Here is a 23,258-nt window from a genome sequence, read left to right on the forward strand (position 1 = left end):
TAAAATATTCTGGGGTTGTTTTGGTGTTCGCTGCTAGCTCTCCTCTACTGGCTGATTTTCTGGATCTACAGAGAAATTGTTATTCATCCAATTCAGCAGAGGCACTAATAAAAACAGCATACAAGCAGAATAGAGATCACCACCCCAACCATCATGGAGCCATTGGAAAGCTGCTTCTTGATTTGAACCGTGAAAGTATGTAAGTAATGTGTTGCGAATTATATTGGCAGTAATACTAATTACTAAAGCAGTCGATAAAAACCAAGTAGTTATGCGGCGAGAAGAGAAAGAGTCTGTCCAATAAAGTATCATCAAACTGACGTAAAAAGTGGTAAACAACATTTTTAACCCTGCACAATAGGGGGCAACTTCTACAATTTTCCCGCCGACATATAGATTTATTTCATCAACAATTACTTCCATGCCAAACTGATTCAGGATGAAGCCTGCCGTACTAGCGATAAAACTTTGCAGGGGAAAGGTATAGGGAGTGATGACGTAGGGTAATGCCGTTGGTGTTGCCAGAAATACTAGCAATAAGGGGAAACCTTGCAGTCGAAAACCGGGTATTCCCTTGAGCCACAAACATAGTCCTGCCAATATAGTGGGCAAGGAAAGGTTAACCCATTGTGTGACACCACTCAAATAAAATGCTGCCCCTATTAATAATAATGGAGCGCCTAAAGGGTGGGTAATATTTGGCAAACGTTGCCACTTTTTCCGGTTCATCCAGCCCAAATAAGCGGCAAATGGTAGGCCAATAATCCCGTGGCTGAAATATTCATGTTCTGTACTAATACTTTTATACAGCCAACCATGGAACCAGTGTTGCAATATAGGGGCATAAAGCAGCAATAGAACCCCGAAAATAGCTATAATTAACCATTGCGCCGGGTTTGTTTTGTTAACTTGTTGTGAAATCGCCATGATTTTAAGCAATTAAAAATTATCAGTTAGCAGTGAAAAAATAGATAATTACTGGACTACCTCTCTAGGCAGCAAATTAAATGCACAACAGCTTTTGTTGATTGCCACCACAACTTCTTGAATTTGGCTATTACTCAAACCGGGGTACATGGGTAAGGATAATATTTGCTTTGCCAGCTTCTCTGCTTGGGGAAAGTCTCCTTGTTGATAGCCTAAGTTGGTGAATGCTGGCTGTAGATGGCAGGGAATTGGGTAGTGGATGCCAGTTTGAATGCCTGCTGCTGTCAGTTGTTCTTGAATTTGCTGGCGTTCTCGGAGGCAGGAATCATCCACTTTGATGACATAAAGATGATAAACATGTCCTGTGCCGCTTTGGTTTTCCATAGGTATAATACCAGCAGACCTTAAGGTTGCTAGTTCAATATCATACTGCTGGGCAATTCTTAGGCGATCGCTATTCCACTGTGGCAAATATGGTAGTTTTTGGTGTAACACCGCTGCTTGCAAGGTATCTAAGCGGCTATTAGTCCCCGATTCAATATGCACATACTTTTGCGAAGCTCCGTAATTCCGCAAGCGTAGCATTTTCTGTGCTACATCTGGATCTCCTGTGACTAACATTCCCCCATCGCCAAAGGCTCCTAAGTTCTTACTGGGATAGAAACTAAACGCTGCTGCTATCCCCACTGAACCTGCGCGATATCCATCTCTTTCGGCTAGGTGTGCCTGGGCTGCATCTTCAAAAATTAGCAGTTTGTAGGTATCGGCAAAATCTAACAGATCCCGTGGCGATACCATCTGTCCATAGAGATGCACAGGGATAATCGCTTTGGTTTGGGGCGTAATTGCCTTTGCTGCCGCCTCTAAGTCAATTAAAGCTGTTTGCGGATCGCAATCTACGAAAATCGGTTTTGCCCCTGCATGGAGTACACCAATTAAGGTGGCTACAAAAGTATTTACTGGTAAAATCACCTCATCACCAGCACCGATATGACAAGCTTGAAGTCCCAGTGCGATCGCATCAGTTCCTGATGCCACCCCAATACCATATTCTGCACCAGACGCTGCCGCAAATGCTGCCTCAAAACCTGACAGTGCTTCCCCTAAAATAAAATCTCCCTGTTCCAATACCAATTGGATTGCCTGTTGAAGTTGCGCTTGTATCGGCTGGTGTTGTAGTTTAAGATCTACAAAAGGAACTCTAATAGTCATTTTGTTCATTACCAAGCATTCTCAAAAATTAACTATCAAAAATACTACTTTGACTAAACTAATATATTTTAAACTTTAGAGTAGTCTCTGTTCTGATTAATATTATGAAATCTTGGTGAACTTTTAATGATATTTGTATTTATCTCCTGTGAGGATGACTACGCTAATTTTTGAAAATTTGTAGATAAAAAATATTCTGATATCAATTCTGTGTGATCTTGCCATAAATCAGATTTACCCACCTGGACTAGGGACGCCATCTGAGGAGCGTAATGTGCAAATTGATAGAGAAATGGTATGAAACAAAAAATATTAATTATCGGTAGACTCTCTAGATTGTGAATATTTAATCCAACATTAATGACTTAAATCATCCCAATCATAATAGACAAAACAATCGTATTTCACCACTCAATTTAGTTGGTTGGAGAAAGGAGGCAGGTTTTTCAGTAAATTTTATCGCTTTCCAAACAACCTCTTAGCATTATGTTGCCCAGGCCAAATCCAGAACTAACATTGTTCAGCAACAATAAACAATACGGAGAGATCAGTAGAAAATACAACTTTTAATCTCAGTATTTAGAAAAATTTAGAGACTTTATCGCCGGCTATTGGAAGGGACTAAAAAGATTTTGTTCCAAACTTGTTTATCAGAGGTGAAATCGGGGAATGCTTAAAAATAGTAAATAGTAACCCAATAACAGCGGTTATATAAATTACAGTATCGAGATCGAGCAATTATCAAGGTAGCAGCGGCAATGGTAGAGCCTAAAAATAAATTATCTGCCCTCAAGGATGGTTGGGCAGGTCGGGAGACCAAAGAACAACAGCGCCTCAAAGCATTGTCAGAATTAGGTTTGCGGCATCCAGAGATAGTTCCAGTTTTTGTAGAAGCCACTGAAAGATCTGCTCGCTTTTTGGAAGTACCAATTTCCATTTTGGGATTTATCGATCAAGAACGCCACTGGTTCAAATCAGCCTTTGGCTTATCAACATTAGGACTCATGAATGATCTAGTCCAAAGCCGTCAGCTGTCACGCCAGGAGTCATTTTGTACTCAAGTGGTGGAGAGCTTTCAAGTAGTCGTGATTAACGATACGGCAGACATCACAGATTCAGTAATAGCCACCAGCAAGTTGGTGCAGAATTACGGCATCCGCGCTTACTTAGGTGCGCCACTGATTGATGCTGCGGGAAATTGTTTAGGTGCTCTGGCGGTAATGGATTTGGTGCCACGCAATTTTACACCTAGAGACATTGAGTTTTTACAAATCATTGCTCGTTGGAGTATGAGTGAATTTGAGCGTAACCAATTACTGCAAGGAAAACTAGAAAAAGAAAAAAGTATTCCCAAAAATGCACCTAGTTTGTTAATCAAAGAAGAGCGTGTCAATGATCACAAAATCACTCCACCCATTTTAGAAAAAGGTTTTATTTCTACCAAGCAAGTAAAATTGGAACTTTTGGGGCAGCTAACTCAAGAACTACGTACGCCTTTAACATCTGTACTTGGTATGGCTAGTGTCCTAGGACGTGAGATTTATGGGCCTTTGACGACTAAGCAGAGAGAATATCTGGAGATTATCCAACACAGTGGGCGGTATTTACTTTCTTTGGTTAATGAAATTACTGAACTGGGAGCAATGGATGAAAGCCCAAATTTACTGAATGTAGTTCCTGTAGATATTGAAATGCTATGTCAACAAGCTATCAATACCTTAGAAGAAGTAGCTAACCGCCGAGAGCAAGATATTCGCCTGTCTATAGAACCAGGACGCAGTCGCATTTGTCCTTTAGATAAGGACAAGGTGCGGCAAATTCTGTATCACTTGGTTTTCAGTGTAATTCAACTTTCTCCGACAAGTAGCGTTGTTCGGATTCATGTTTCTTACAAAGAAGATACGATCAATATTACTGTGTGGGTTTCCCATCCTTGGCTGGGAGATGGTATCACTGAGGTTGATCCTTACTTTCACCTCAATCCCTCGCCGCTGTTTGAACTGGCAGATGAGGCAGCAACGTACAATATACATACAGAAAATCAAGAGCAGGCAGAGACTTTACCAATAGGGGTAGATAAGTCGCAATACTTGATTAAGAATCACTTAAGTGTCTCTGCTGGCAGTTTAGGGACAGATTTAGTCAAGCCATCTGATAGTCTGTCTCGCGAAAGCTTGGGTCTGTTACTTAGCTGTCAGCTGGCAGAATTGCACGGCGGACAAATCTCAATTCAAGGTTCACTAGAGTCAGGATACCGCTATGTGCTTTCTTTGCCCCTGCAACTGGCAACCCCCTCACAAGCAATTAGCGATGTCTGAACCTTTTTACAGCAACCCAGATTAAGATCAAGTCCAAGCTATGCGCTCACGCGCTTATTGGTCACAGCGTTTTTTATGAACTTAGTCTGGCAACAATTTACTTTATCGACTTTACCGCTAAAAGAATATCTGGCTACCAGTTATCTGCGTCGTTCTTTGGTTGGGCTTTTGCGTTCTTGGCGGCAAACTAGTGTCTTGATGCAGTGGGGAGATGCAATAGCGGCTGCTTTACTCAGCTTGGTGTATGCTCTTGCACCTTTTGTTTCCAGCGCATTGGTGGGGTTATTGCTGGTAGCTTGTGTGGCATTTTGGCTGCTGTTAACTTTATCCGATGATACAACCCTAGCTAATGCCTCATCAGTTAGTCCCATTCATCTACTGGTATTACTTTATTGGGGAATTGCCGCAGTCGCCACCGCATTATCACCAGTGAAAAAGGCGGCGTTGACAGATTTGGGAACGTTGACGCTCTATTTGCTGCTGTTTGCCCTTTGTGCTAGGGTGCTAAGGTCGCCTCGGCTGCGGTCTTGGATGATCGCCCTTTACTTACACATATCATTAATTGTTAGTATATATGGGTTGCGGCAATGGTTTTTTGGAGCTACAGCACTAGCAACTTGGGTTGATCCCGAATCTCCGCTGTCTAAGACTACGAGAGTTTACAGTTATTTGGGCAATCCCAACTTGTTGGCGGGGTACTTGGTACCAGCGGTAGTTTTTAGCTTTGTGGCGATTTTTGCCTGGCAAACCTGGATGAGAAAAGCTCTCGCAACAACAATGTTTATTGTCAATAGTGCCTGCCTGATTCTGACTTTTAGTCGTGGCGGCTGGATTGGTTTAGTGGTGGCAGTTGTGACGGCGATGGCGTTGATAATTTATTGGTGGAGTCTGTCCATGCCCCCGTTTTGGCGGACTTGGTCATTGCCAATTATTATGGGGGGTTTGATTGGAGTATTGGTGCTGGCGGTGATATTTGTTGAGCCTGTGAATATCCGGGTTTTAAGCATTTTTGCTGATCGCAAAGATAGCAGTAATAATTTTCGCCGCAATGTCTGGGATGCTGTTTTTGAGATGATTCGCGATCGCCCGATTTTGGGTATTGGCCCTGGTCACAATTCTTTTAATAAAGTTTATCCCCTCTACCAACGCCCTCGTTATACTGCTTTGAGTGCTTATTCGATTTTGCTAGAGGTGGCTGTAGAAACTGGCTTTGTCGGTTTAGCTTGTTTTCTCTGGTTAGTAATTGTGACGTTTAATGCCGCAGTTTTACAAGTACAACGACTGCGCCAATCTAGAAATGTAGAGGGTTTTTGGTTAATTGGGGCGATCGCTACTTTGTTGGGGATGCTGGCTCACGGTACTGTAGATACTATCTGGTTTCGTCCTGAAGTTAATACCCTGTGGTGGCTAATGGTGGCTTTAATTGCCAGCTACTGGAAACCTGTCCCTAATCACCAAACACCAGAAATAAATTCACCAGAACCAACATCTTAAAGAATTGAAAATTCAAAATAGATAGAGCCTCCGGTATTAGAACCTTTGCCATAGCAGGAGTCGCCCTCGTAGCCTACACTGTATTGTTGGCAAACAGTGTAGGACTACGTCTTAAACAATTCAAAATTCAAAATTCAAAATTCAAAATTCAAAATTCAAAATTCAAAATTCAAAATTCAAAATTCAAAATTCAAAATTCAAAATTCAAAATTCAAAATGGAGCCGGAGGCTCCCGTAGGCTCCCGTAAGGGATTCAAAATTTTCTCATAGAACCTACGGCTCCCGCCAGGGATACAAAATTCCCTCATAGAGCCTCCGGTATTAGAACCTTTGCAATCACTGTAGGACTACCTCACTCCCTGTAGCTAGTGGCACCAGGAGTATTGGGGTCACGATAACGGGTAGGTTCATCATCACGCTTTCTACCTGCTAACCCAGCTAGACCTAATAGACCAATTAATCCCAACCAACCCCAATCAAAATCATTGCGATCGTCAACGGCCGTTCTTGGTGCGGTGTCGGTTCTAGGCTGAGTAACCTGGGCTTGTGCCGATAGAGTTAAAGGCAAAATTGCCATACTCGCCATACTCAAAGTGAGAAAGCCAGCGCCAAGAGTTTTGGTGACATTACGCTTCATAGTCAAAGTGCCTCATCTCTTCCAAAGCTACTCACCACTCTATCGGGTTCCAAAACTAACAAAATCAATCTGTAGCTATAAACTAGGGTTTTTCTCAACTCACGCTAAAGACATACAATGCCATTTCTCAACGATAGGAACTTTAGCTGTGGGAAATTTTCATGAATTTTTCCTCAACTACTTGCCAAAGTGGATAAACAATCTCAGACTGAATTTTAAGTCTAGACGAATAAAACCCGCCTGTGCGGAATCTCACCCATGACTGAAAACAATGATACTTTGCTGCTGAATGCTGCTAAAAGTGGTGATATCAAGCGGCTGTGTGTGCTACTGGCCGCTGGGACTAAGGTGGATCTGTGCGATCGCCATGGCACCACAGCATTAATGTTTGCTGCGAATTTAGGCTATACCGAAATTGTGCGATCGCTACTGTCCGCTGGGGCCAATATCAACTTACCTAGAAAAATCTATGGTTTGACGGCTTTAATGTTGGCAGCTAGTGCCAATCAACTTGACATTGTGCAGCTTTTAATATCTAGAGGCGCAGATGTAAATGCCATTAACGAAGATGGCAGCACAGCTTTAATGGCAGCAGCACTCAAAGGTCATCTTGATGTGGTGCGAGTCTTATTGGCTGCTGGTGCCAAGGTGGAAATCACAGATAAAGATGATGATACAGCCTTGAAACTGGCAATTAAGCACGGATACACAGCTGTTGTCCAAGAAATCCTCCAACATGGTGTTGATGTCAATATCCCAGATGAAGAGGATGAAACGCCCTTAATGATAGCGGTAGACTTGGGATACCTGGACATGGTGCAAGTATTGCTGGCGGCTGGGGCTGATGTGGGCACTGCCTTGTTGGCAGCAGCAGCATCTGGACACAGTGCGATCGTCACTGCTTTACTAGATGCAGGCGCTAAGATTAATCTCCAAGACCAAGATGGTGAAACTGGTCTCCATCTTGCTGTAGTCGAAGGCCACCTGGATGTAGTACAAATATTACTTCAGCGGGGCGCAGATGTGCAAATTAAAAACCATCTGGGTGATACACCATTGCTTGTGGCAGCGTTCCAGGGGTACAGCGAAATTGTCGAGGCACTACTGCATTCTGTTGGAGATATTCATCGACAAAACCTCGGTGACGTTCCTTTAACAATGGCGGTAGCCCAAGGACACACCCAGACGGTCAAGGTGTTGTTAGACTACGGTGCTCATGCTAACACTCTAGGCGATGATGGTAAAACTGCTTTGGTGAAAGCAACAGCAGGCAATCACCCAGAAATGATCAGATTGCTGCTGGCCAAGGGGGCAGATGTCAACTTTCAAGACTCAGCAGGGGCGACGGCTTTAATGTGGGCTGTCTCAGGCGGTTATAGTAAAGCGGTGCAGATATTACTCCAAGCTGGGGCAGATGTGAATTTGAAAAATAGAGGCGGTTATACTGCTTTAATGATTGCAGAATTTAACGGCTTTAGGAATATAGCCCAGAGTCTACGGCAAGCTGGAACACAGGAATAGTTGCAAATTGGGCATTGGTTATTGCCAATTTTTTTGGCTATTCCTCATGCCCCTCACCCCCATCTTCATTATCTCAAAAAGTTGAAAAATAATTTGCTCGTAGTGAGGGCTTTAGCCCTCACTACCAACCTTGAATTATTTACGCCAACCTACTTATTAAAGTTTCAGGCATATTTAGTAAAACTCCGCCGTAGCAGGATAATAACAGTTACGGCGGAGCTAGGAAAAATCGAAAACACCAAGACAAAATGCTTGTGCCACAAGGTGAAGAAGCAGATTTGCTTTTTACCTTTTAACTTGTATTCCTCTTGGCATTTCCTACTGTGCTAGATGTACAAAATATATCGTTTTTGATGTTGGGTGAAAGTATTGTAATTAGCAATTTTTGGGTATCGTAGAAAACCTTAACTAAAATAATTCATCCCATAGGGAGAATTTCTACCTATTTCTAGAAGCACTGGGGTTTCATTAAAGTTATCCTTTTATTGGCGGTTCCTGATCCAATAATCTACTCGTTGGATGGGTAAACTCGGTGCGCAGCGCGGCATCACCCAAGATATTCTGTGAAAACGAGATTATATAGCCGCCTTCCTTGGGTTGGAACCGCCAATTTTGTCCAGGTTTTTCCCAAGGAAATTATACGATTTTGAGTTTTGAATTGTTTACTGTGTTGGTAGTTTTGGATGTGCCGCGGAGTATTTAGCTACTAGGGCGGAAACTTCTGGGTTATACAGTCGCTGATAATTCCAGTAATTACCAAATACTTGCCGCACGTAATTTTTGGTTTCATCAAAGGGAATGTCTTCGACAAATTCATCTGGATCTTGTCTCGGCACAGTTTGCAACCACTTGGCAACGTTGCCGGGCCCAGCATTATAACTAGCGATCGCTAATAACGAGTTATTGTTATACAGCTGATGGGTATGATCCATATACCACGTCCCCAACATGATGTTATCGTTGGGCTTTTCTAGGTTAATTGTTTTAAAGTCTAAGTTGATTTGTGGAGCTATCCATTTAGCTGTGTCTGGCATGATCTGCATTAACCCTGTAGCACCAACAGGGGATTTAACTTTAGCCTCAAACCGAGATTCTTGCCGCATCAGGGCAGTAACTAACAGGGGATTAACTTTCCGTTCCCCAGACCATTTTGAAATCTCTTTGAAATAGGGAAATGGATAACGGGCTTGCCAATAGGTGATTTGTTGGCTGAGAGCCTGATACTGCGCTCTGTCTTCGGGTGTTTCCCTGTCTTCTAATTTAGAAATTGTGTTAATTCCTAATAAATTTTCTCCCCTTGTCAATTGCATCAACCCTTCTGTAAATTGCTCCCCTACAGTAGGCTGGCCTTTGTTGATAAATTCTGTCTCCCATTGCAACCAAGCATCACGGTCTTGACCTAGAAGATATAATTCTTTAAAAGTCTCAGAACCCGCAGGAGGTACAGGACGCTGGGGTGGGACAACTTCTGGAGTCATTAAGCGGACGTCATTAAAGTTACCAACATTCAGCCCTAAAATGGTGGCGGCTCGCCATGCGTAATAAGATTGGGGAAATTGACTCAGCACATACTCATAAGCCGTTTTAGCTTCTTGCTGTTTCCCTAAAATAGTTGCCCATTTACCCACCCAAAAGCCTGCTCTAGGAGCCAAAATACTGTTGGGGTTGTTGGTGACAATTGGTTCGGCCCATTGCCATGCTCCTACATAATCTTTGGCTTTGGCTTTCTCTTTAGCTATTTTCCAGCGATACTCTGCCGCTTCATCAGAATTGGCGTACTTGCCTAGGAGTAATTCTCTAGTGGCGATCGCTGATTTGCTATCCTTAAGGGCTTCTAAGGCTTTGACTTTTTGTACCAGTGCTGTACTAGCTTGCTCTGGAGATTTACTGATGACTAGGTTAAGGTAGGTGACGGCGTCTTTACTTGTTGCCATTTCTGCTAACCGCAGTCCAGCAGTTCCAGTTTCTTTAGCTGTGGGGAATTGCTGCATGAGTTGTTTATAAGTGGCGATCGCCTGTTGCTGATCTTTACCCCCTACTTGTAACCCCCTGCCTGTGCGGTAAAGATTACGCGCTGTCTTGGGTGCTTTGGCACAAGCTGCTGCCGCTTTAGTAAATTGACTGTTTTCCCAATAGGCTGTGCCAATGGTTTCCCAGTCTTCGGGTTTGAGGTTGGGCTGTTTCACCAACTGATCTAACACCCCGACTATTCCCGGTTGCTTATAGGCATATTTTGCCAAAATTAATTGTAATTTTGGCTGATTGGGATTGTCTTTTAACCGTTTGCGGATAATTTCCCAAGTCAGGGGATGAGAAGGAAATTGAGCGATCGCTTGCTCCTGTAGCTTTGGTTGGGCGATCAAATATATGGCTTTAACTGCGGCTGCTTCTTTGGGATACTTTTTCAGCACTTGTTGCCGGAGATCCGATGCTTTGCCTCCCTCGCCCAACATATCATGAGCCTGAGCCTGTTTCAGTAAAACGTAGGGCCCTAGGGCCGGATAGTCTTTCTCTAGTCCTGCCAATAAACTCAGCGCTTTTTTGGCTTGGGTTCTTTCAATGTAATCACTTGCCAAAAGATAACGGGCACGTTCCCGATCTAGCGAAGGGGAACCTTGGGCGATTGTGGCTAGTTTTGCCGCCCGTTCTGGCAGAGATTGTGAGGCCAGCGGGAACACTACTGAGGTGGCTTTGCTAGCTTCAGAGATTTGCTCAGGCTCACTCTTAGTCAGTTTGAGCCATTGCCCTAAGTTTTTTCCTAGCTGAGGCGCTGACACCATTGCTCCGGCTAGAAAGGCACACAGTCCTACACCAGCAATCAGCGAAATTTGCTTTTTCTGTAGTTTCTTCAGCATCGATACCCGCTGAAAATTTCCGATGAATTTCTAGAAACTCTAGCACTACTTGCGGTCAGTGTTATCACTTTTTAGGTGGATATTTATAATTTTTTGGGTAAAAACGCTAAATATCAATCTTTATGAAGATTGATTCTTAGTTAGGAGTAATCTGGACTTAGCTCTTAGCGTTAAGTCTATCTTATTACATCTATCTTAGGTATAGAATGGAGCTATTTAAAATGAGCTTAATTACAAATGTTACCATTCATTGCTGTTGTTGCTTTAACCATCTTTTTAGCAGGATTCAAGCTAGACCGGGAATATCAGAGGGGTGTGATATTTCGCTTAGGTAGAATTAAGGGACTTCGCGGACCTGGATTATATTGGATTATACCGCTCATCGACCAAAAAACCCAAGTTGATATTCGCACTAAAACGGTGAGTATTGAGCCGCAAGAAACTGTAACTGCCGATAGCGTCACCATCAAAGTTAATGCTGTTCTCTACTACCGCATTACAAATCCCAATTTTGCCATCAATACAGCATTTTTCAGGTAAATGAAGTACACTTTTGGGGCAGAAAATTGTTGTCTACGATAATCTGTACCTCACCAAGTTGCAATCTGCTGTATTTCACCGTTTCGCTAATTCTGGAGTTCGCCCTTTTAAGCCGATCATCAACTTGAGGGCAAATATTTTTACCATCGGTACTCGCTGCATAATTCCTAAACCTAGGCGACGAATTACCACTATTGGTAAAAAGTTATTAGAAAATACCCGATCTAACAAATCGGTGAAACCTAAAATTGCTAGATTTTCCTTTTTTCGCCAACGTTCATATTTTTTGAGGATTTGGATTTTACCAATATCTTCACCTGCTTGATGTGCTGTTTGGATGATTTGGGCTAAAGCTGCTGCATCACGAATACCTAAGTTTAAACCTTGTCCGCCGACGGGATGACAGTTGTGTGCTGCATCTCCAACTAAGGCTAGACGAGGGAGGACATAGCGATCGCTCTGCATTAGTTGTACTTGAAAAATAAAGCGATCGCCTAATAATTCCAATTTACCCATCTGATCACCATAGCGGCGGGTGAGTTCAGCCAAAAATTGCTGATCATCTAAAGCACACAAGGCTTTGGCTTCTTCATGGGGTGCTGTCCAAACAATCCGGCAGCGGTTCCCAGGTAAAGGTAAAATTGCAAAGGGGCCACTAGACCAAAATTTCTCGTAGGCGGTGTTGTTGTGTGATTTTTCTGGTTTTACAAAGGCTACAATGCAGGACTGCCAATACTTCCAGCCTTTGGTTTTAATCCCCGCAGCTTGACGAATAGGCGATCGCGATCCATCTGCACCTACCAGTAATTTACTGCTAATTGTCCGCTGCTCACCTTCAACTTCGATATTGATCCTAACTATATCTTGTTCGTTCTGGGTATTTACGACGAACGCCGGACAGAGATAAGTTACATTAGGACAATTTTGGACAAATTCTTGCAACGGCTGTAACAGTGCTTGGTGTTCTGCCACATATCCTAACTCTGGTGTGCCTAAATCAGAGGTTTGAAATGCCACCACATCGGGATAATCGGCGTCAGAAAGTTTAACCTGACAATATTTGGCGATTTGGGGCAGGATTTTGTCCCATAAGCCAATTCCCTGAAAAATTTGCGCCGAAAGCATGTGTACAGCATAAGCTTGTCCCTTGGATACTGCTGCTGATGCGACTTTTGCCTCAATTAGCAACACAGTTAAGCCAGAGTCTTTTAAAGCAGCGGCTAGGGTTAAGCCAACAATCCCACCGCCGACAATTACCAAATCGTAATCATATCCCCCCTTGTCTGTGGGTGTGTGGGGAAGGGAAAGGGTTTGATTAAGCTGCGTGAGGGACATTGTTAAGATAAATTACAGCAATTTTACTATTATTGTTACGCGATCGCGCCTTTTAGGGCAAGGTAATTGCTGTAAAGATTGGGCGTCTATTTTTAACCTCGTAGGATCACTAAGCAAAAGTTAAGGCTATGAGCTCCTCTGCCATTTCAAAATTAGCTGTCACATTTTGCACATCATCTAATCCTTCTAGGGTATCGATTAACTTAAACAGCGATCGCGCCTGATCAATGTCGGTGACTTCCACCTGATTACCGGGAATCCAGCGTAATTCGGCATCTGTCACCTTAAAGCTTTTGTCTTTGAGTGTCTGACTGAGAATCTCTAAATTGCCGATGTCGGTAAATACCTCAGCCGTCTCATCTTCTGTCATCTCATAGGACTCAGCATCCCCTTCTAGAGATGCTTCTAAAAGCTGTTCTTCATCCACCACACCCTGGACTACACAGACACCTTTTTGGGCAAACATCCAGCTAACACAACCTGTTTCACCGAGGTTGCCTCCATTTCTACTAAAAGCCATCCGCAAGTCCGCAGCCGTGCGATTACGGTTATCTGTGAGGGCTTCAATCAAAATTGCTACACCACCAGGGCCATAGCCTTCATAGCGAATCGCTTCTAAACCGATGTGATCTCCACCAAAAGTCCCGGCACCTTTAGCGATCGCTCTTTCGATATTATCGTTAGGAATACTCGCCGCTTTTGCCTTGTCAATAGCCGTGCGGAGTTGAAAATTAAGCGCTGGATCGGGAACGCCGCTTCTGGCAGCTACAATAATTGCCCGCGACAGCTGGGTGAAGGTTTTGCCCCTTTTGGCATCCACCACCGCCTTCTGGCGCTTAATATTTGCCCATTTACTATGTCCTGCCATAATCAGAAAATCATCAAAATGCTATTTAAAACTTAAGATATACCTAGCTTTTGCACTGATGCAAAGGTTAGCTTCTTAGCTACTGTTTCTCAACCTCAGCACCAAATGGATAAATTGAACAATCATCTAAATCAAGATCATGACCTAGGTTTTTTCGCACCTGGGAATTTTTGGCGAAAAAGCAAGAAAGCACGAAACTACCTTAGCAGTTTACTGGTGATAGTGCTTGTGGGTGTCTTAGCATTGGGTGCGTGTCAGGCTATTATCCCTGGTAAAGCAAGTACAGTGATTCATTTAACCCTGTGGCATGGTGTGAATCCGCCGCCAAATCGGGATGTATTGCAAAAGCTGGTAGACAAATTTAATCAAACCAACCCAGATATTCAGGTAGAGTCTCTATATGTCGGGCAACAAGATCAGCAAATGCCCAAGATTTTGGCAGCGGTGGTAGGAAATGCGCCCCCTGATTTGTTGTGGTTTAACCCGACAATTAGCGGACAATTGGTGGAATTAGATGCTATTTTAGCTTTAGACGACAAGTTAGAATTTTCACCAGTAAAAGAAGAAATTGACCCGGCTTTGTATACCTCGATGGAGTACAAAGGTCAGATTTGGTCAGTACCTTTTGCTACAAATAATGTGGGTGTTTTTTACCGTCCGAGTTTGTTTGCCGCGGCGGGAATTACTGTTGTACCCCGCACTTGGGCAGAGTTGCAGCAAGTTGCCAAGAAATTAACTCGTGATACCAATGGTGATGGAAAGATAGATCAACATGGGATGATTCTGCCTTTGGGGAAGGGTGAATTTACGGTGTTTACCTGGTTGCCATTTATGTGGAGTGCTGGCGGCGAGTTGGTGATTGGTGATTCACAGCAGGCGGCGGGAGTGGTTTTGTTAGATAATAAAGGTGCGATCGCCGCTTTGCAATTTTGGCGAAATTTGCTCGCGGATGGTACTGCAGTACTATCTGAGCCGGAACGAGGTTATGAAATAGCCGACTTGTTAGCCGGTAAGATTGCCATGCAACTAACAGGACCCTGGAGTTTGGGAGAATTTAAACAGAGTGGTGTAGACTTTAATGTTTTTCCGATTCCTGTCGGGGAAATACCCGCAACGGTTATTGGTGGCGAAAATCTCTTTTTATTCAAAACTACACCAGAACGGGAAACAGCGGCATTTAAATTTGCTGAATATACTTTGAGTGAAGAATTTCAGACAGAATTGGCGTTAGGAACTGGCTATTTACCTATCAATATCAAGTCTCGTCAAAGTGAAAAATATCAGGAATTTGTGCAAAAACAACCACAGCTAAAAACTTTTTTAGATCAAGCCAAGTATGGGCGATCGCGTCCGATTTTTCCTGGTTATAATCGGATTTCCGATAGTTTAGGCAGAGCAATTGAAGCGGTGTTGTTGGGTAAAAGTTCCCCAGCAGCAGCCCTCAAAGTATCCCAGCAGCGCTTGGATTTGATTTTCAAGTGATTAAATTTGATTTTTACCTTTTTACCTCGTTTTATATCTCGTTCCCAGTCTCCGACTGGGAATGCAATCATTGCGGCTCTGCCGCTTATACGGAAGACGTATCCTTTTTCAAAGATGTTATTGAATGGATTGGTAAATTCGCTGCAATTGTAACTTTAAGTCGCACCACACAAGAGTGGGTAGTACCTCAAATAGCTAATAGTGTGGATCATATTCAGAAATTACTATCATCTGGTGGATAGATGCAGATAGGGAACTGTTTAATCTCTCATAAATTCCCCAAATTGCTGATTAAAACGCTCAATTTACCGTAAAATCAAACGACTGGAAGTAGGGGCACAGCAATGCTCATGAGTGTCAACTTAAGCTCAAATCCTTACAATAACTCGTTAAGAGTCTCCCACTGGGAATGTCATCACAGAGGCTCTGCCTCTTCTGCTGTCATTGAAGGCAGAGCCTTCTAGCATTCATTCCCATACAGAGTATGGGAACGAGAAAGCTTTAGACGAAACTCAGTTTTTACCAGGTTTTCACGTTAAGTTGACACCTATGAGCAATGCTGTGCCCCTACGAATGATCTGATCTAAGGATATTAGATAATCTCACCTTTTCAAAACTATATGGAATGAATTTAAATACCCCAGTACGGTTTTAGCTAAAGTCTTGTCCTGCTTTTTAGAAGTTATGGCTGTTACCTGATACAAGTAGCCATCGGCAATATACATCCGGCTTCTAGTAATTTTACCTCCAGCATTGACATATTCAATTTCTTTTCCAGGATGACCATTTGAACTGCGAATATTGCGCTCACTGACTAAATTGCTTTTTGTAGTTGTTAACGCCGTATCCTTTGCTTTATTGAGAATTTCTTCGGGGTTTTTCATTTGAGCGTAGTCATAAGGAAAGTCATTGTAAGTAACTACATAAGCTACATCCTGTTTAGGCGGTTGAGCCGCAAATACTTCTAAATTTATTGGCCCCATATAAGTTTTTTGCGTTTGAGTTTGCCTTTTGGGTATTCCTGGCATCAAAACACTAAAGCGTCCATCTGGGGCTGTAAATATTTTCCATTTTGGCTGCACTACTTTAACAACAGTTGGTTTCTTTTGGGCAACTATTATTTTGGCAGAAACTGGAGTTTTAGGTGAAAGCGCCTCGGCTATAAAAGATCCACTACATACAAAAGTGGCAGCGATAAAAGGTAATAAAACTCTGATGGCCATAATTTTTGCATTTGAAGATGCTGATATCACTGATGCTGCTAGTTATAACCCAATACAGTTCAGTTAGTGATCTTCAGTTAGCAAAAATCTGCTAACCCTATTTTTATAGGGGTGAAGGGATGCAGTTACAACCTAGCTGCACACAAAGCAGCACCAATTAGCCCTACTTGTTGATTGAGGATAATATGCACAGGTATTTCTTCGAGGATGGAACGCATCCTGCCTTTTTGGGTGAAATTTAGCAGGAAAGTGCTTTTTTGCATTAAGGGGAGGATTTTGGGGCCAATACCACCAGCAATGTATAGTCCACCATGAGGTAGGAGTTTGAGGGCTAGGTTTCCGGCTTCTGCGCCGTAGGCTTCGATAAAGATTTGCAAGGTTTGTTCAGAAAGGCGATCGCGTCCTTGGAGTGCAGCACTACCAATAATCGCACCCGGATCAACGCTTTTTTCTGCCTTTCCCGCCTCTTGTTCCCAACTTCTGACGGTTTGGGCAATATCTGGTGATTCGGCGGCTGATTGCCTATCGCGCAAAAATTGGTAAATAGCCACAATCCCCAAGCCAGAAACTACCCGTTCCACTGATACACGCTGGATATCATGTTTATCTAGCAGATATCTCATCAGTTGAAACTCTAACTCGTTCCGGGGGGCAAAATCAGCGTGTCCACCTTCTGAGGGAAAGACTTGATAATGGTTTCCCTGTTTAATTAAAAATCCTTGGCCTAAGCCAGTCCCCGCGCCAATTATCGCCATTGGGGCTTCTGGTTGGTGTTGACCATTTTGCAGAGTCAGCAAATCTTGTTTCGTTAAACCGAAAATACCATAGCCAACAGCAGCAAAGTCATTAATCAGCGAGATGGAGGGAATACCTAGTTGTTGAGATAAACGTTCTGTATCCAAAAACCATGCCAAATTTGTCAACTTGGCAGTATTGTTAACTACTGGCCCTGCGATCGCAAAACAAGCTTTTTCCGGTGTCGGTGCGTTAGCTTTAGCCAAAAACTTCTGTACCATTGGCACCAAATCAGGATAATCCCCACTGAGGAAATTTTTCTCAAAAAGAGTCTGTAACCCCAGTGTCTCTGATGTCTCAACCAATCGCAAAATAGTTTTTGTGCCGCCAATGTCTCCAGCTAGTAACAATGTCATAAAACTTATCAGCTAATTAGTTGGTTTTTCTCTAGTAAAATGTATCCAGGATTAAAGAGGCAATTATTTAACATCCTAATCAATAATTGCTACCAGGATTTAAACAAACCGAATTACTTCCTCTATCTGCATCAAATGGGAAGTATCTCCCTTTAGTTCTAACAACCATTCTGATTCTAGCCGCAGGACTTTTACTAAAGAACATAGAGAAGCTTTAACTTCCGTTTTCGCAATTTCTCCAACTAGCCCCATTGCCGCCCCTAGTACAGATGCACCATGTGCCACCAATAGAATATCTTCTGGGAAAAATTCCGCAGCCAAGCATCTAGCAGTTTGTCCAGAACGTTCCCGTACTTTTTCCTGAGTTTCTGGATATTTAGCCGCAATACGCGGAGTGTAACTAGTATCAATTCTCGGAAATAATTCGGCTATTGCTGGAGTTGAAAGTGTTTCTGGTTCTTCTGTCATCCAAGCTGGATTTAGCCATTCACTCAAGCCTGTTTCCAGTTGAATAGGCAAATTTAGCACTTCTGCAACTGCGTTTGCAGTTTGTACTGTTCGCAGAAAGGGAGAAGCAAAAATATGGGCGATTTTTTCTCCTTGCAACCTTTTAGCTAATTGTTGCGCCTGCACCATGCCATCATCAGATAAAGGTGGATCATAGCGTTTTTCGGCGGTGAGGAACCAATCAGGGTTGACGAAATCGAGGCGGTTGGCGTGTCTTGCAATCCAGACTATTTGACTCATGGGTTTAAATATTTAGGCGAATTGGATTTCGCCGCTAGATGAAGATAAACACCCAAATAAGGGGTGCAAATCTAAATATAGGATAATTTTGTAATATTTTGTAATATTTTACCGAATTTTGTTTTTTAACGTTCGCGTAGGTGCGGTCGGCATTACCGCTTCAGGCGCAGAGGGCGCAGAGAGAGAAAGAAGAGTGATTCTTCAGGTATGAAAATGCTGGATATTCAGCATAGGAGAATCGATATTTAAAAGCCAATTTTCATCAATAAATTGCAGATTTTCATCATAAATAAGAACCAATTCACCGATTTTTTGAAAATTCTTATTTAGCTGAAAAGTTGCATTGTCGGCAGCTATGATAAAAAACTTTAATTGTAGAAAGCGTTCTTTATGAGTAACGCCAACAGAACTACTGACTAATTCTGCTTTTAGGCTGCGAGGTAAATTAATAGTTTCATAATATTTATCCTGTTCATCCCAATAACCAGACACTTTATAATCACACTCTTCAAGATGTTCTTTAACAAGAATATCAGCATCTAGATTTTCTAATATCTCAGTTAAATCTCGCCAAACTTGATGATTTTTTAATTCGAGTTTAGTCATACTTGTTCTGGATTAATGTTCTGTTACCAAACCAGGAAAGTGTAATACACCATCAACAAATTTTGCATGAAACCTTCTATCGTCACCTTTACCTAACACTTTTGATTTTAAATTTTAGCCTTCTTCTTGGGAAGTAACAAGCCCAATGTTACCGCGTGGGAGTACTTGGCCTTTTTCAATTGCTTTTAAATGCTTGCCATTTTGATCATACCTTATACCTAATTTTATTTGTTCTTCGCTAAATGAAACTAGCAAACCACTAGTTGAAAGATATACAATGTCAGGTTTAATATCTGTCCAATTATTAGGTAAAGCTTCCATACAACTACTAAAGCTTGTTCTGCTACCTAACCCAAATAAGCTTTTTTAATTCGTTCATCACTAATTAATTCTGATGCTGCACCTGTTAAAGTCATAGAACCAGCTTCTAAAACATAACCGCGATCAGCAATTTGTAAAGCCAGATTGGCGTTTTGTTCAACTAACAAAATCGTCATGCCAGTAGCACGCAAATTTTCAATAATTGAGAAGATTTCTAGGACAATTGCCGGGGCTAAACCTAAACTAGGCTCATCTAAAAGTAACAATTTTGGTCTACTCATTAAAGCACGAGCAATAGCTAACATTTGTTGTTCACCACCGCTGAGGGTTCCTGCTAGTTGATGCCGTCTTTGTGCTAACCTGGGAAATAGATCAAATTGCTGTTGGATATCTGCTTTTATCTCTGCCTGGTTAGAGCGAATATAAGCACCTAAGAGTAAGTTATCTAAAATTGTTTGCCTAGCTAATACTCTACGTCCTTCAGGTGAATGAGCAATCCCAATTTCTACGACTTCATGAGGTTGACGACGGGTGATATTACGTCCATTATAAATAATTGCTCCACTTTGAGGATTTACTAATTTTGAAATGGCGCGGAGTGTGGTACTTTTGCCAGCACCATTAGCACCGAGTAGGGTGACAACTTCGCCTTTTTGAATCTTTAAATTAATCTTTTTTAGCGCTCGAATGCCACCGTAATTAACATCCAAGTCTTGGATATCTAAAATAGTAAAATCTTTGCCATCATCTAAATATCGGCTTTCATCAGCTTTCATGATTCATTTCCCAAATAAGCTTCAATTACAGCCGGGTTATTTCTGACTACAGATGGTTCACCCAAAGCAATCAATTGTCCAAAATCTAGAACAGCGATGCGATCGCACAATCCCATTACCAAGGGTACATGATGCTCAATCAGGATAATTGTTAAATTGAAGCGATCGCGCAATTCGCGGATAAACTGACTCAGTTGCTGCTTTTCGCTGGGGTTCATTCCCGCTGCGGGTTCGTCGAGAAGCAAGATTTGCGGCTGTAAAGCCAGTGCGCGGGCGATTTCTAAGCGACGTTGATCACCATAGGCTAGGTTTCTTGCTTTTTCGTCAGTGCGATCGCTTAAGCCAATCAACTCCAATAACTCTATAGCTTTCCGCCTACTTTTGTATTCTTCCCTGGCAGCTCGCGGCAAACCCAGAACTCCCGCTATTATACCACTTTTTATATGTAAATGTTGAGCAATAATTACATTATCTAATGCCGATAATTCCCCAAACAGGCGAATATTTTGAAAAGTGCGAGCTATACCTAAACCAGCAATTTGATGGGGGCGTAATTGCGAAATTTCAGCACCTTGATACAGCAATTCTCCGCTAGAAGGGGCAATTAAAGCTGTAATCAAATTAAACAGTGTGGTTTTGCCAGCACCATTCGGGCCAATCAAGCCAAAAATCTCATCTTTATTAACTGCAAAAGATACATTATTTACCGCCACTAAACCCCCAAACCGGCGAGTCAAAGCTTTTGCTTCTAAGATAATACTGTTATCAACTACTGGAATACTGTAAGACATTGTTTAGCGCAATATTAATTCACAAGGTGTAGGTAGTTCATTAACCAACCAATTTCCAACCCGGAACTTTGGGTTATCAACTCCTGTTTTGACGAGAATAATTTTTGCTGATTGTGGACAATCCCAAGTTTGAGCTTCTGGTGTTGCTGAGTAAAGATATTCATAAAGTTTCACTTCAAAAGCATATCTATTATTTGCTATTTTTCTCCCGGACTTAATCTCAAAAGCTGCATGACTAGGGCTAGATGTTCCCGAAATATAATTAACCAATTCGTCATTAGATACTTTCTTTTTAACTTCTGGTGACAAAAGCGCAATTCCTGCTTCTACACTTCTATTTTTCCAAGCAGATAAGAATTTATCAGCCGTAAATAATGCCCTGACATAATCAGCATTAATTGAAGTAGTTGATATTGGTGTAACTGGCTGGGCTTGAGTTGTAGTGCAGAAAAAAATCACAGCAATCAAAGCTATAAATAAGGAGGAAATTTTTTGGCGTTTTTTCATCTTTGCCTATTTATCAATTTTGCGTCGTCTTTTAAAGATATCAGGAGTCACTAGCCCTTGGGGAAAAAAGATTGTGCCGATGACAATCAGCAAACCAAAAATAATTAATCTCCCATCTCGGAGAAATTGCGCTAACCAATTGGGTAAACCTCCGGTGTCTGCTAAATTCCTTAAAATTTCTGGCAAAGCTGTAAACACCATGCCACCTAACACCGAACCCAAAAAAGTCCTTGAACCACCAATTAACACAAAGGTTAGATAAATAATGCTAGCATCAAAAGTACCTTGACGCGCATTCCAAGTATTGAGAAAATGGGCACTAATAGCACCGATAACTCCCGCGAGAACTGCCCCCAAGCTGAAAGCTAAAACTTTGTAATAGGTGGGATCTATTCCCATTGCTCCTGCTGCTAGTTCATCTTCACGAATGGCTGTAAATGCCCTACCTACCCGAATCCGTTCTAAACGGTAAAGTAGCACCATAGTAATTATTAATAATGGCAGGGCAATCCACAAATATTCAATTGGGTTTTGGAAGGGTTGGGGAATGCCAAAAATGCCGACAGCACCGCCAGTAATATCCAGATTGAGAGAAAAAACGCGCAAAACTTCGACAAAAGCAATAGTGGCGATCGCTAAATAAATTCCCCGCAATCTTAACGCCGGAATTCCTACCGCCACACCTAACAAACCAGCAGCTAAACCAGCAATTACCATCTCTAATAACAGGATGTAAATGGGGAATGAACTACTGCTAAATGTAAAAACTTTTGTAGAGAGAATTGCCGCAATGTAACCACCTAAAGCATAAAATCCAGGACTAGCTAAAGACAATTGCCCCGTCATCAGAGGTAAGTACAATGATAATCCTAGCAACGCCCCCAATACCATAGAGACAATTAGAGAACCGTAAGTAGAAAAAAAATCAGTCATGGAGATATTTACAACTTAAAATTTAGGATTCTGGATTAATCCAAAACCCTAAATAAACTACACCTTCTGAATAAACCGACGTCCTAGTAAACCTTGGGGTCTTACTAACAGCATAATAAATAGGATGCCAAAAGCCACAGCATCTTTATAGCCAGAGTAATCAGCAGGGACAAATGCCTCTACCAATCCAATAAGTAAGCCACCCAAGACTGCACCAGGAATACTACCTAAACCACCCAAAACAATTACCGCTAAACCCCGTAATCCAAAAGCAATGCCGAAATATGGGCCAGCAATGCTAACACTAGAAGCCACCAAAGTTCCTGCCATTCCTGCCAAGAAACTGCTGATAAAGAATGTCAAGATAATAAAGCGATCTGTATTAATTCCTAACAAACTCGCAGTCACTGGATCTTCTGCGATCGCTTGCATCGCCTTACCATATTTAGTACGATTAATAAAATAGGTGAGAACAGAAACAATCACCACCGAAACAGCAAAAATCACCACCTGGACGCTACGAATAGGAATTGGATGATCGATGCTGCCAAAGTTAATCGCTGGGGGCAAATTTCCGTAAGTATTAGCGGGGAAAGTGTAACTTTCTGCCCCTACTAAATACTGGATTAAGTTGACAATTACCACCGCTACACCCAAGCTAGAAACAACCGTCAGCAAGGGGTCAGATCCTTGACGACGCAGAGGTTGAAAGGCGATGCGTTCCATAGCTACCCCCACCAATCCCGCCAAGGAACTTCCTAAAATTAAGGATATAGCATAAGGTAATTGTAGCGGCAAAGCTGCATTAGCTAATAAACCGTTAAATCCAAAAGTCCCACCCATGAGTGTGTATGTGAAATATGCACCCAGAGTAAAAATTGCCCCATGGGCTAAATTAATGATACCCAAAATGGAGTAAACCAGGGTATATCCCAAGGCAAAAATTGCGTAAACACTGCCAATGGATAACCCATTTAACAATTGTTGCACAAACAAATTTATATCCATGTACAA

At 42.2% G+C, this 23,258-nt stretch carries 21 protein-coding genes; 5 read left to right on the forward strand and 16 right to left on the reverse strand.

Going from position 1 to position 23,258, the window contains the following annotated elements:
• Nucleotides 1-33: 33 nt before the first annotated feature.
• Nucleotides 34-927 carry a cyanoexosortase B gene (gene crtB, locus H6G32_RS05115; RefSeq protein WP_190455720.1) on the reverse strand — a complete coding sequence of 298 codons (894 nt, stop codon included), beginning with the start codon at nt 925-927 and terminating at the stop codon, nt 34-36.
• Between the two features lie 48 nt (nt 928-975).
• On the reverse strand, nt 976-2,139 hold the full coding sequence (locus tag H6G32_RS05120; RefSeq protein WP_190455723.1) for a DegT/DnrJ/EryC1/StrS family aminotransferase: 1,164 nt from the start codon (nt 2,137-2,139) through the stop codon (nt 976-978).
• 758 nt (nt 2,140-2,897) lie between these two features.
• On the opposite strand from H6G32_RS05120, the gene H6G32_RS05125 reads away from it, so the two are divergent.
• Nucleotides 2,898-4,457, forward strand: a complete 1,560-nt coding sequence (locus tag H6G32_RS05125; RefSeq protein ID WP_190455725.1) for a GAF domain-containing sensor histidine kinase — start codon at nt 2,898-2,900, stop codon at nt 4,455-4,457.
• A 75-nt stretch (nt 4,458-4,532) separates the two neighbouring features.
• Nucleotides 4,533-5,951, forward strand: a complete 1,419-nt coding sequence (locus H6G32_RS05130; RefSeq protein ID WP_190455729.1) for an IctB family putative bicarbonate transporter — start codon at nt 4,533-4,535, stop codon at nt 5,949-5,951.
• A 352-nt stretch (nt 5,952-6,303) separates the two neighbouring features.
• Here H6G32_RS05130 and H6G32_RS05135 read toward each other — a convergent pair whose 3' ends face one another.
• A complete protein-coding gene (locus H6G32_RS05135; RefSeq protein ID WP_190455733.1) occupies nt 6,304-6,588 on the reverse strand; it encodes a WGxxGxxG family protein in 285 nt (94 codons plus the stop codon).
• A gap of 258 nt (nt 6,589-6,846) precedes the next feature.
• On the opposite strand from H6G32_RS05135, the gene H6G32_RS05140 reads away from it, so the two are divergent.
• The gene (locus H6G32_RS05140) at nt 6,847-8,109 is read left to right on the forward strand and encodes an ankyrin repeat domain-containing protein (protein ID WP_190455736.1); all 1,263 of its coding nucleotides are present in this window, start codon (nt 6,847-6,849) and stop codon (nt 8,107-8,109) included.
• Nucleotides 8,110-8,771: 662 nt separating this feature from the next.
• Here the strand turns inward: H6G32_RS05140 and H6G32_RS05145 are convergent.
• On the reverse strand, nt 8,772-10,964 hold the full coding sequence (locus H6G32_RS05145; protein ID WP_190455739.1) for a lytic transglycosylase domain-containing protein: 2,193 nt from the start codon (nt 10,962-10,964) through the stop codon (nt 8,772-8,774).
• A gap of 237 nt (nt 10,965-11,201) precedes the next feature.
• Here H6G32_RS05145 and H6G32_RS05150 point away from each other — a divergent pair, with 237 nt between their 5' ends.
• Nucleotides 11,202-11,504, forward strand: coding sequence for an SPFH domain-containing protein (locus H6G32_RS05150; protein WP_242046499.1), 303 nt, complete (start codon nt 11,202-11,204; stop codon nt 11,502-11,504).
• A gap of 75 nt (nt 11,505-11,579) precedes the next feature.
• On the opposite strand, the gene H6G32_RS05155 is transcribed toward H6G32_RS05150, so the two are convergent.
• Both H6G32_RS05155 and H6G32_RS05160 read right to left on the reverse strand, forming a co-directional pair.
• Nucleotides 11,580-12,839, reverse strand: a complete 1,260-nt coding sequence (locus H6G32_RS05155; RefSeq protein WP_190455743.1) for an FAD-dependent hydroxylase — start codon at nt 12,837-12,839, stop codon at nt 11,580-11,582.
• Nucleotides 12,840-12,948: 109 nt separating this feature from the next.
• A complete protein-coding gene (locus tag H6G32_RS05160) occupies nt 12,949-13,707 on the reverse strand; it encodes a YebC/PmpR family DNA-binding transcriptional regulator (protein WP_190455746.1) in 759 nt (252 codons plus the stop codon).
• Between the two features lie 105 nt (nt 13,708-13,812).
• Between H6G32_RS05160 and H6G32_RS05165 the strand changes: the two genes are divergently transcribed.
• Nucleotides 13,813-15,189: an ABC transporter substrate-binding protein gene (locus H6G32_RS05165; protein WP_242046500.1), complete on the forward strand. Its 1,377-nt coding sequence runs from the start codon at nt 13,813-13,815 to the stop codon at nt 15,187-15,189.
• Between the two features lie 602 nt (nt 15,190-15,791).
• Here H6G32_RS05165 and H6G32_RS05170 read toward each other — a convergent pair.
• The 10 genes from H6G32_RS05170 to H6G32_RS05215 form a co-directional block, all read right to left on the reverse strand.
• On the reverse strand, nt 15,792-16,412 hold the full coding sequence (locus H6G32_RS05170) for a hypothetical protein (protein WP_190455748.1): 621 nt from the start codon (nt 16,410-16,412) through the stop codon (nt 15,792-15,794).
• A 125-nt stretch (nt 16,413-16,537) separates the two neighbouring features.
• Nucleotides 16,538-17,563, reverse strand: a complete 1,026-nt coding sequence (locus H6G32_RS05175) for a glucokinase (protein WP_190455751.1) — start codon at nt 17,561-17,563, stop codon at nt 16,538-16,540.
• Between the two features lie 99 nt (nt 17,564-17,662).
• Entirely contained in the window at nt 17,663-18,310 is a 648-nt protein-coding gene (locus H6G32_RS05180; protein ID WP_190455756.1) for a histidine phosphatase family protein, read from the reverse strand.
• Between the two features lie 201 nt (nt 18,311-18,511).
• Nucleotides 18,512-18,916 (reverse strand): hypothetical protein, encoded by a 405-nt coding sequence (locus H6G32_RS05185; protein WP_190455759.1) that lies wholly within the window; start codon nt 18,914-18,916, stop codon nt 18,512-18,514.
• Nucleotides 18,917-19,030: 114 nt separating this feature from the next.
• Nucleotides 19,031-19,237 carry a hypothetical protein gene (locus tag H6G32_RS05190; protein WP_242046501.1) on the reverse strand — a complete coding sequence of 69 codons (207 nt, stop codon included), beginning with the start codon at nt 19,235-19,237 and terminating at the stop codon, nt 19,031-19,033.
• 26 nt (nt 19,238-19,263) lie between these two features.
• Nucleotides 19,264-20,013, reverse strand: a complete 750-nt coding sequence (locus H6G32_RS05195) for an ABC transporter ATP-binding protein (protein ID WP_190455762.1) — start codon at nt 20,011-20,013, stop codon at nt 19,264-19,266.
• Nucleotides 20,010-20,804 (reverse strand): ABC transporter ATP-binding protein, encoded by a 795-nt coding sequence (locus H6G32_RS05200; RefSeq protein WP_190455765.1) that lies wholly within the window; start codon nt 20,802-20,804, stop codon nt 20,010-20,012. The genes H6G32_RS05195 and H6G32_RS05200 overlap by 4 nt, the downstream gene beginning before the upstream one ends.
• A 3-nt stretch (nt 20,805-20,807) precedes the next feature.
• The gene (locus tag H6G32_RS05205) at nt 20,808-21,311 is read right to left on the reverse strand and encodes a hypothetical protein (RefSeq protein ID WP_190455771.1); all 504 of its coding nucleotides are present in this window, start codon (nt 21,309-21,311) and stop codon (nt 20,808-20,810) included.
• A 6-nt stretch (nt 21,312-21,317) separates the two neighbouring features.
• A complete protein-coding gene (locus H6G32_RS05210) occupies nt 21,318-22,244 on the reverse strand; it encodes a branched-chain amino acid ABC transporter permease (RefSeq protein ID WP_190455773.1) in 927 nt (308 codons plus the stop codon).
• A gap of 57 nt (nt 22,245-22,301) precedes the next feature.
• A complete protein-coding gene (locus H6G32_RS05215) occupies nt 22,302-23,252 on the reverse strand; it encodes a branched-chain amino acid ABC transporter permease (protein WP_190455776.1) in 951 nt (316 codons plus the stop codon).
• Between the last annotated feature and the right edge of the window lie 6 nt (nt 23,253-23,258).

This window comes from Cylindrospermum sp. FACHB-282 (genome assembly GCF_014697195.1).
Lineage (GTDB): Bacteria > Cyanobacteriota > Cyanobacteriia > Cyanobacteriales > Nostocaceae > Cylindrospermum.